The organism is Actinomadura opuntiae (assembly GCF_030283205.1).
GTDB lineage: Bacteria > Actinomycetota > Actinomycetes > Streptosporangiales > Streptosporangiaceae > Spirillospora.
This window is the reverse complement of record NZ_JASNWF010000006.1, coordinates 486,941-493,982: the sequence shown is the minus strand read 5'-3', so window position 1 is coordinate 493,982 and position 7,042 is coordinate 486,941. Positions and strand designations below refer to the sequence as shown.

Sequence of the window (7,042 nt, the reverse complement as noted above, 5' to 3'; positions counted from 1 at the left end):
ATCTGCTGGGGGATGTCGGGACGGGTGGTCGGGGGGACGGCGGGCCACATCTCGGCGGACGAGCCGGGGCGGCGGACGCCGGAGGCGAGGCCGCGCTTGCCCGAGCCGGCCGGGGCCGGGGGGACCTCCAGCTGGGGGGTGGCCGGGGGGCGTTCGAACTCGTCGGGGCGCCGTTCGAGTTGGACGTCGTCCTCGTGGGAGATGTCGCGGACGGTGCGGCGCCACGGTTTCGGCGCGGGGGCCTCGGGGACCGGGGCCGGGACGTCGTACTGCGCGGCGTAGTCGGCCAGGGAGACGGGCGCCTCCGCGACGGCGGGGCCGGGGAGCATGGCCGCGGGGACGGCGGCGGCGGGGGCGGGTTCGGCGGCGGCCTTGCGGGCGCGGCGGCGGGACTTGACCGCGGCGCGTTCGGGCGCGGCGACCGGGGCGGGGGCCTCGGCGCGGCGCCAGACGCGGGCGACGACGACGACCTCGCGGGGCTCGCGGATCGGGGTGAGGCGGCACCAGGTGCGGGGCTCGGCGAGGTAGCGGCTCTGGGAGAGCAGCAGTTCGGTGAGCCGCTTGCCCTCGATGACGGGACGGGTCGCCAGCCAGGTCAGTACGCCCGGCGGGACGACGTACAGCACGTGCCAGGGGGACTTGAACGGGATTCCGGCGAACCGCAGCAGCAGGATCCACGGCACGAACACGCCGAGGAACACACCGATCTGGACCAGCGGCAACGGCATCGGAAGCCGCAGGTCGTACAGCTTGTACAGCCGCTTCTCGATGCGCCATATGTTCGTGTACGTGGGTAGATCCACGCCCCTACTCCCCTAACTGCGCGAGCACAGTGCCGCCTGCCGACCTCCGCGTGGGTCAGGTGATGTCCACTCCGAGGGCCTTGGCGATCGCCTTGGCCGTCGTCTCGATGATGTTCGGCACGTAGAAGACCACTCCGATTCCGATCGCCAGCACGATGAACTGCACGAAGCGCGTGATCTCACGGGTGAACAGGAAGAAGATCGCGACAATGGAGACGATGACGAGGAAGAGCGGGCCGAAGATGTTGCGCAGCCAGTCGGCGAGCTGGTCGGTCCGCAGTTCGTCGTTCTGCTGCGGCGCCGCCCAGACCTCGTGCGGAATCGACGCCATGATGTGGTTCAGCATCGACTGATCACCCTCTCTGGGACGGCGGTTGTCATGGGGATGGAGGTCATGATGCGTTCGGCTCCGTGGTGCCACGGATGTCTCTGACGTACCAGTTCGTCCCCTTCTTCACCACGGTGAGCCGGTAGGACTGGTCGAGCTCGCCGCCCCCGCCGGCGCCCGCCCCGCCGGGCATCTGCCAGCCGACGGTCGCAGTGACGGTGCGCTCGTCGGCGGCTCCCTTGGCCGCGACGACCTCCTTGACCTGCACGAAGCTGACGGAGCCGGCCAGGCCCGCGATCGGCGTCCCGTCCGAGAAGTGCGAGAGCGTGGCCTGGTCACCGGACCCGTACGCCTGGAAGAACGTACCGAGGACGCCCTGGAGGGTGTTCTCCAGGGCGGTGTCGCGGTCCTGGACGCCGCCTTGCGGGAGCGCGGCCTTGGTGGGCGGCGGGAGCAGCGCGGGGCGGCCGGAGATGACGAGGGCGCCGCCGTCGGCGGCGTAGACCGGGACCGACAGCCGGAGCCATTTGTCGACGCTGCGGGCGAGCACCGTGACGGTGCCGTCGTGCGCGTCGCGGGCGTCGACTCCGGCGACCTGGACGGACTGGACCTGCAATGTGCCGACGCCGTTCCAGCCGAATTGGGCGTCGGCGCCCTCGGGCAGGAAGGTGCGCAATTGGGCCTCGCGCGCGGCGGCGTTCTTCTGGTCGTAGTTGAGGTAGACGTTGGCGAACTGCAGCGCGAACGCGCCGGCGGCGCTGGCCGGGAAACCCGTGCCCTTTCCGGGTTTGGCGGGTGCGCCGTTGTCGGCGGAGCCGCCGTCCTTGGCGGTGAACCGCTCGAACGGCGCGCGGATCCCGTTGACGAGGATGACGAGGATGAGGGCCCAGAGCACGGCGCGCCCGACCCACACCCACCAGCGGCCGCCGGAGCCGCCCCAGCGGCCGCCGCCGCGCGGGCCGCCGCCGGATCCGCCGGAGCGGCCGGAGCGGCCGCGGCGCCGTTCGGGCGCGGGCGCGTCCCACGGGTCGGCGGACGCGGCGAGCGCCGCGGGCGCCGCCGTCTCCTCGACCACGGCCGTGTCACGGCCGCGTCCTACGGCCGACCTGCGAGCCATCCTGCCTCCGCTCGCGCCTCGCCCCCGGTCGGCGCGGTCTGTTGCCTGGGTCCTGTGCGGGTGGCCCTTTCTGAACCCCACCCCGGGCCCAGCGTAACCACGAGCGTCAATTGTTCCAGCGCATCGCGGCGAAGCACACCCCCGGCGCGCGGTTGCGGATAATGCAATCCAGCTCAACAGGAACGGGGAAGATTGCCAAACGGTGACGATCCCGTATCCAAGGCTCCGAACGGTGCGCCTGACCAGGTTTCCGGCAAGCGGCGCGACTCGGCGGTTGCTTGGTTACCGGGTGACCGTTCCGACCGCAATCTGTTCCCGAGGGAATCCGGCACAGTGTCGCCTTCGGGACATATCGCCACAGAACACCCGAGGTGTCCGGGGCGTGGCACCACATGCAACACCTGTATCGCAAATCACACAAGCCCCACGACGCGCGGCAGGCCCCACCGGACGGGCGGGGCCTGCGCGCCGGGCCGGGACGCGGCGGCGGCTCAGACGTTGAAGCGGAACTCGACCACGTCGCCGTCCTGCATGACGTAGTCCTTGCCCTCCATCCGGACCTTGCCGGCGGTGCGGGCGGCGGCCATCGAGCCGGCCTCGGTGAGGTCGTCGTAGGAGACGATCTCGGCCTTGATGAAGCCGCGCTGGAAGTCGGTGTGGATGACGCCGGCGGCCTCGGGCGCGGTCGCGCCCTTGCGGATCGTCCAGGCCCGCGACTCCTTGGGGCCGGCCGTCAGGTAGGTCTGCAGGCCGAGGGTCGCGAACCCGATCCGGACGAGCTGCGACAGGCCCGACTCCTCCTGGCCCATGCCCTGCAACAGCTCGAGGGCCTCGTCGTCGGGCAGCTCGATCAGCTCCGCCTCGATCTTGGCGTCCAGGAAGATCGCCTCGGCGGGCGCGACCAGGTCGCGCAGCCGGCCGCGCAGCGCCTCGTCGGTGAGCTCGCCCTCGTCGAGGTTGAACACGTACAGGAACGGCTTGGCGGTGAGCAGGTGCAGCTCGCGCAGCAGCGCCAGGTCGATGCCGGCCTTCTCGGCACCCGCGAACAGCGTGATGCCGTCGTCCAGCAGCTTCTGCGCGGCGTTGACGGCGTCGACGACCGCGAGCTTGTCCTTGTCCTTCCTGGTCCGCGCCTCCTTGTCGAGCCGCGGCAGCGCCTTCTCGATCGTCTGCAGGTCGGCCAGGATCAGCTCGGTGTTGATCGTCTCGATGTCGCGGGACGGCGCGACGTCGCCGTCCACGTGCGTGACGTCGGGGTCCTCGAACGCGCGGATGACCTGGCAGATCGCGTTGGTCTCGCGGATGTTGGCGAGGAACTTGTTGCCGAGGCCCTGCCCCTCGGAAGCGCCCTTGACGATGCCGGCGATGTCGACGAACTCCATCGTCGCCGGGACGACCTTCTGCGAGGCGAACATCCCGGCCAGCACGCCGAGCCGCGGGTCGGGCACCCCGACGACGCCGACGTTGGGCTCGATCGTCGCGAACGGGTAGTTGGCGGCGAGCGCGTCGTTCTTGGTCAGCGCGTTGAAGAGGGTGGACTTGCCGACGTTGGGCAGCCCGACGATTCCGATGGAGAGGCTCACGGCCGTCAAGTTTACGGACCCCGCGGACCCCGCGGGGCGGCCCGGCCGGACCGCCCGTCCCGGTGCCGTTGGGGAGCAGTGGGTCGATTGTCCGTTCCGGCGGGCATTCCGGCGCGTCGCGGTCGCGCTTCGCGAGTCCGCTGTCACGATGAAGTAATGGACCTCGCGCTGTTCGCCGGACTGCTCGTCGGCGCCGTCTTCGGCGCCGTCGCCGGGTACGCCCTGGCGACGGGCCGGCAGGGGTCGCTGATCGCGCGGGCCAAGGCCGCCGAGGAGAAGCTCGCCTACGCCGAGGAGCGGATGGCCGAGCACTTCGAGAACCTGTCGGCGAAGGCGCTGGACGCCAGCAACCAGCGGTTCCTGGAGCTGGCGGACGCCCGGCTGAAGGCGGCGGGCGTCGAGGCGGCGGGCGAGCTGCAGCGCCGCGAGCAGGCCGTCGAGCATCTGGTCGCGCCGCTGAAGGAGACCCTCGCGAAGGTGGAGGAGCAGCTCCGCGAGGTGGAGACGGGCCGCCGCGAGTCGCACGCGATGCTCGCCAAGCAGGTCGACTTCGTCCGGCAGAGCTCCGACCAGCTGCGCCGGGAGACGCAGGGCCTCGTGCGGGCGCTGCAGCGGCCCGAGGCGCGCGGCCGGTGGGGCGAGCTGCAGCTGCGGCGCGTCGTGGAGCTGGCGGGCATGACGCACCACTGCGACTTCGACGAGCAGGCCAGCGCGGCCACCGTGAACGGAACGGTCCGGCCCGACATGGTGGTGCGGCTGGCCGGCGGCAAGAACATCGTCGTCGACTCGAAGGTGTCGCTGGCCGCGTACCTGCAGGCCGCCGAGACCGGCGATCCCGTCCGGCTGGACGCGCACGCCCGCCACCTGCGCGACCACGTCGACCGGCTCGGCGCCAAGTCGTACTGGCAGGCCTTCAGCCCGGCGCCGGAGTTCGTCGTGCTGTTCATCCCCGGCGAGGCGTTCCTCGCGCCCGCGCTGGACCGCGACCCCGGCCTGCTGGAGTACGCGATGCGGCGCCGGGTGCACATCGCCACGCCCACCACGTTGATCACCATGCTGCGGACGGCGTCCTACGCGTGGCAGCAGGCCGCCCTGTCGCGCAACGCCCGCGCCGTGTTCGAGCTCGGCAAGGAGCTGTACGAGCGGCTCGGCACGATGGGCCGGCACGTGGACGACCTGGGCCGCGCGCTCACCGGCGCCATCAAGTCCTACAACCGGACGGTCGGCTCCCTGGAGACGCGCGTGCTGGTCAGCGCGCGGAAGCTGAACGAGCTGGGCGTCGTCGACGCCCCCCTCGACGGTCCGCAGCCGGTGGAGGAGAGCCCGCGTCCCCCGTCCGCCGCCGAACTCACCGCCCACGAGGACCGTCCCACCGAGGGGGACGTCTCCGGTCGCGGTGCTCTGGGCGGCGGCGAACCTCAGCGTGGTCCGGCCTCGGAACCGGTAGGTTTCGGCGGACGGGCCGTCCCCGACCAGAGTGATCGTCGAGAGAGGTGGCCATGAGCTCATCGACGGCACGCGACGCGCCGGGCGGCGCCTCGCCGGCACCAGGGGGTCCAGTGGGACGTCAGCGCGGCGGTTCCGCGCCGCGGTCGCACTCGGCCGCCGGGGCGGGGCCGGTCACCCTCACCGGGCGCGGCGGCGTCGTGGTGATGTTCGGCGCAGGCCTGGTCTGCGGGCTGCTGTCGCGGTGGCTCGGCGTGCCGCTGCTGGCCGGCGCGGGCTTCGCGATCGGCTGCGCGCTCGCCGCGTTCGCCACCCGCCCGGCCGACCTGCTGACGGTCGCGGTGAGCCCGCCGCTGGTGTTCTTCCTCGCGACGGTCATCGCCGAGACCGCGACGACGCTCGGCCACGGCTCGCTGCTGCGCGGCCTCACGGTCGGGCTGCTGACGTCGCTGGCGTCGACGGCGCCGTGGCTGTTCTTCGGCACGCTGCTGGTGCTGGTGATCACGATGGTCCGCGGGCTGCCGGCGAACGTCCGGGAGCTGCGCGGCAAGCTGGTCGGGGTCCGGTTGTTCGAGAAGGAGGACAACGAGAACCCCGTCCGCTGGGACGAGTCGCCCACCACGACCGCCGAGCGCCGCCTGCACCACGGCGACGTCGACTAGCGGTCGGTCGCTCTCGCCGGGCCCCGCGACGGCTAGACGGGCGTGATGCGCAGGTCCTTGCGGAGCTCCTTGGGCAGGGAGAAGCGCATCTTCTCCTGGACGGACTCGATCTCCTCCGCCTCGCCGAAGCCACGCTCGGCCAGCCACGCCAGCACGCCCTGGACCAGCTCGTCCGGGACGGAGGCGCCGCTGGTGACGCCGACGACGTCGACCCCCTCCAGCCAGGCCGGGTCGATCTGCTCGGCGTAGTCGACCAGGTAGGCGTCGTCGGCGCCGTGCTCCTTGGCGACCTCGACCAGCCGGACGGAGTTGGAGGAGTTCGTGGAGCCGACCACGATGACGAGCTGGGACTGCGCGGCCATCTCCTTGACGGCGGTCTGCCGGTTCTGGGTGGCGTAGCAGATGTCGTCGGACGGCGGGTCCATCAGCTTGGGGAACCGCTCGCGGAGCTTCTCGACGGTGGCGATCGTCTCGTCCACCGACAGGGTCGTCTGCGACAGCCAGGCGACCTTCTCGGGGTCGCGGACGGTGATGTTGCCGACGTCGTCGGGGCCGTCGACGAGGTGGATGTGGTCGGGCGCCTCGCCGGTGGTGCCGATGACCTCCTCGTGCCCCTCGTGCCCGATGAGCAGGATGTCGTAGTCCTGCGCGGCGAACCGGACGGCCTCCTTGTGGACCTTGGTCACCAGCGGGCACGTGGCGTCGATGGTGCGCAGGTCCAGGCCCCGGGCCTCCTCGTGCACGACGGGGGCGACGCCGTGCGCGGAGAACACCACGATGGCGCCCTCGGGGACCTCATCGGTCTCGTCCACGAAGATCGCGCCGCGCTCCTCCAGCGTCCGGACGACGTGGACGTTGTGCACGATCTGCTTGCGGACGTAGATCGGCGCCCCGTACTTCTCCAGGGCGATCTCGACCGTCTGGACGGCGCGGTCGACGCCCGCGCAGTAACCACGCGGCTTGGCGAGCAGGACACGGCGCTGGCTGTTGGCGGTCATGCCCCCATCGTACGAGCCGTGCCGCCCGTGCCGTGCAGCACCGGACGCCGCGCGGCGGACTGGCGCGGCCCTTTGCGGGAAGGGGACGAAGCTCTGGTGAAGCCC

General features: G+C 71.7%; 7 protein-coding genes. 2 read left to right on the top strand and 5 right to left on the bottom strand.

Annotated elements, in window-relative coordinates; translation table 11 throughout:
• The 4 genes from QP089_RS16030 to ychF form a co-directional block, all read right to left on the bottom strand.
• A partial coding sequence (locus tag QP089_RS16030; RefSeq protein WP_285912387.1) for a conjugal transfer protein occupies positions 1–803 on the bottom strand: 803 nt, incomplete at its 3' end.
• Between the two features lie 55 nt (positions 804–858).
• Complete coding sequence (locus tag QP089_RS16025) at positions 859–1,134, bottom strand: hypothetical protein (RefSeq protein ID WP_446474033.1); 276 nt, start codon at positions 1,132–1,134, stop codon at positions 859–861.
• 61 nt (positions 1,135–1,195) lie between these two features.
• A complete protein-coding gene (locus tag QP089_RS16020) occupies positions 1,196–2,248 on the bottom strand; it encodes a conjugal transfer protein (RefSeq protein ID WP_285912385.1) in 1,053 nt (350 codons plus the stop codon).
• 491 nt (positions 2,249–2,739) lie between these two features.
• Positions 2,740–3,831: a redox-regulated ATPase YchF gene (gene ychF / locus QP089_RS16015; RefSeq protein WP_285912384.1), complete on the bottom strand. Its 1,092-nt coding sequence runs from the start codon at positions 3,829–3,831 to the stop codon at positions 2,740–2,742.
• Between the two features lie 156 nt (positions 3,832–3,987).
• Here ychF and QP089_RS16010 point away from each other — a divergent pair, with 156 nt between their 5' ends.
• Both QP089_RS16010 and QP089_RS16005 read left to right on the top strand, forming a co-directional pair.
• Complete coding sequence (locus tag QP089_RS16010) at positions 3,988–5,334, top strand: DNA recombination protein RmuC (protein WP_285912383.1); 1,347 nt, start codon at positions 3,988–3,990, stop codon at positions 5,332–5,334.
• A 56-nt stretch (positions 5,335–5,390) separates the two neighbouring features.
• Positions 5,391–5,939 (top strand): DUF6542 domain-containing protein, encoded by a 549-nt coding sequence (locus tag QP089_RS16005; protein WP_285912382.1) that lies wholly within the window; start codon positions 5,391–5,393, stop codon positions 5,937–5,939.
• Between the two features lie 32 nt (positions 5,940–5,971).
• Here the strand turns inward: QP089_RS16005 and QP089_RS16000 are convergent, their stop codons facing one another.
• Positions 5,972–6,937 carry a 4-hydroxy-3-methylbut-2-enyl diphosphate reductase gene (locus tag QP089_RS16000; RefSeq protein ID WP_285912381.1) on the bottom strand — a complete coding sequence of 322 codons (966 nt, stop codon included), beginning with the start codon at positions 6,935–6,937 and terminating at the stop codon, positions 5,972–5,974.
• Positions 6,938–7,042 lie beyond the last annotated feature (105 nt).